The organism is Thioalkalivibrio sp. (assembly GCF_041690275.1).
Classification (GTDB): Bacteria; Pseudomonadota; Gammaproteobacteria; order Ectothiorhodospirales; family Ectothiorhodospiraceae; genus Thioalkalivibrio.
In genome coordinates this window covers 3,064-4,732 of sequence record NZ_JAWLHP010000108.1, presented here as the reverse complement: position 1 = coordinate 4,732, position 1,669 = coordinate 3,064, and the positions used below count along the sequence as shown (strand labels likewise).

The following is a 1,669-nucleotide window of genomic DNA, read 5'->3' as shown; positions in this document are numbered from 1 at the left end:
TTGGCCGGTAAGTGCAGGCCGTCCGCTCGGTTGCTACCCTTCCCGGTCGGCCCGGGTCACCCGCCCGGGGTATCCGCCGGATGCACTGGAGCGGCGTTTGCTACAGAAGGGGCAAGGGGGCCACGCGGATGGAAAGGAGGCGTTCGGTGACGGCGGCGTCCGGCGTGGTTGCCGCCCCTGGCGCGGTGTTGCAAGCGCGCGCTGCTGCGGTCTGCCCACACCGCGCGGGCCGATCCGGAGAGGCGGACGATGGTGCCAGCAGGCTCCCCGGTACCTGAATCCGGCCCGGGCCGGCCGGAACCGATGCTGTCGGTGGTTATTCCGTGCCTGAACGAGGAGGATGGGCTGCCGCGGCTTCTGCGTGACCTGCAGACGCTCCGCAGTCGCGGGCACGAGGTGATCGTGGTCGATGGCGGCAGTGAGGACTCCAGTGCCGCACTGGCCGCTGCGGGCGCGGACAGGGTGCTCCGAACGGCTCCGGGGCGGGCGCTGCAGATGAATGCCGGGGCTGCGCGAGCCCGCGGCTCCGCTCTGTGGTTTCTGCACGCGGACAGCCGGATCGACGAGCCCGTCGCGCTTGCGGTGATCTCCGCGCTCGCGCAGGGGCGGGCCTGGGGACGCTGTGCGGTCCGCCTCTCGGGCGACGGCCTGCTGCTGGCGCTGACCGCCCGGCTGATGAACCTGCGTTCCTGCCTGACCGGGATCGCCACCGGCGACCAGGGGGTCTTCGTCATGCGGTCTGCCTTCGATGCGGTTGGCGGGTTTCCCGCGATCCCCCTGATGGAGGATATCGAGATGTCGCGGCGGCTGAAGGGGCGGGCGGGACGGCCCGCCTGCGTGCGGAGTTCCCTGGTGACCTCCAGCCGGCGCTGGGAGCAACGCGGTGTGGTGCGCACCATCCTGCTGATGTGGCGGTTGCGTCTCGCCTACTGGCGGGGGGCTGACCCGGCCCGGCTGGCGGAGCGGTACCGGTGAGGCTCCTGGTGTTTGCGCGGGCACCGGTACCGGGTCAGGCGAAGACCCGACTGGTTCCCGCGCTCGGCACGGAGGGCGCGGCCCGGCTGCATGGCCGCCTCGTTCGGCGGGCGCTGGAGGCGGCTTCCGCCTCGCAGGCAGGGTCGGTGGAGTTGTGGTGCGCTCCCGACTGCGGTCATGGTTTCCTGCGGGAATGCGGGCGTGACTTCGATTGCCGGCTGCAGGCCCAGCCGGACGGTGATCTGGGCCAGCGCATGCGCGTCGCGCTGGAGTCCGGTCTGCCGGCGGTGCTGCTGGGTTCGGATGCGCCCGGCCTGACCGCCGGCACCGTGAGTGCCGCGGCCGCGGCACTCGGAGGGGGCAGCGACTGCGTACTGGTGCCTGCGCTGGACGGAGGCTACGTGCTGATCGGGCTTGGAGTCCCGGCCCCGCGGCTCTTCGAGGGTATCGGCTGGGGTGGTTCCGAGGTCCTGGACCAGACACGCCGGCACTGTGCGCAGCTCGGGCTGCGTTTGGTGGAACTGCCGCCCTGTCCCGACATTGACCGGCCCGAAGACCTGGTGCATTGCCCGCCCGAGCTGTTGCGCGGGTTGACGCTCGCACCTTGACCTGAACATCGAGGCCTGGGCATCGCGGCTGGAAGCCGCTCCTACAGGGCTCGATCGGGGCGGGCATCGCGGCTGGAAGCCGCTCC

At 71.7% G+C, this 1,669-nt stretch carries 2 protein-coding genes; both read left to right on the top strand.

The window, feature by feature from the left end:
- The first annotated feature begins 303 nt into the window (after nucleotides 1-303).
- Entirely contained in the window at nucleotides 304-975 is a 672-nt protein-coding gene (locus tag ACESMN_RS13340) for a TIGR04283 family arsenosugar biosynthesis glycosyltransferase (protein ID WP_373054097.1), read from the top strand.
- Nucleotides 972-1,583 (top strand): TIGR04282 family arsenosugar biosynthesis glycosyltransferase, encoded by a 612-nt coding sequence (locus ACESMN_RS13335; RefSeq protein WP_373054096.1) that lies wholly within the window; start codon nucleotides 972-974, stop codon nucleotides 1,581-1,583. Before ACESMN_RS13340 ends, ACESMN_RS13335 begins: the two co-directional genes overlap by 4 nt.
- The last annotated feature ends 86 nt before the right edge of the window (nucleotides 1,584-1,669 follow it).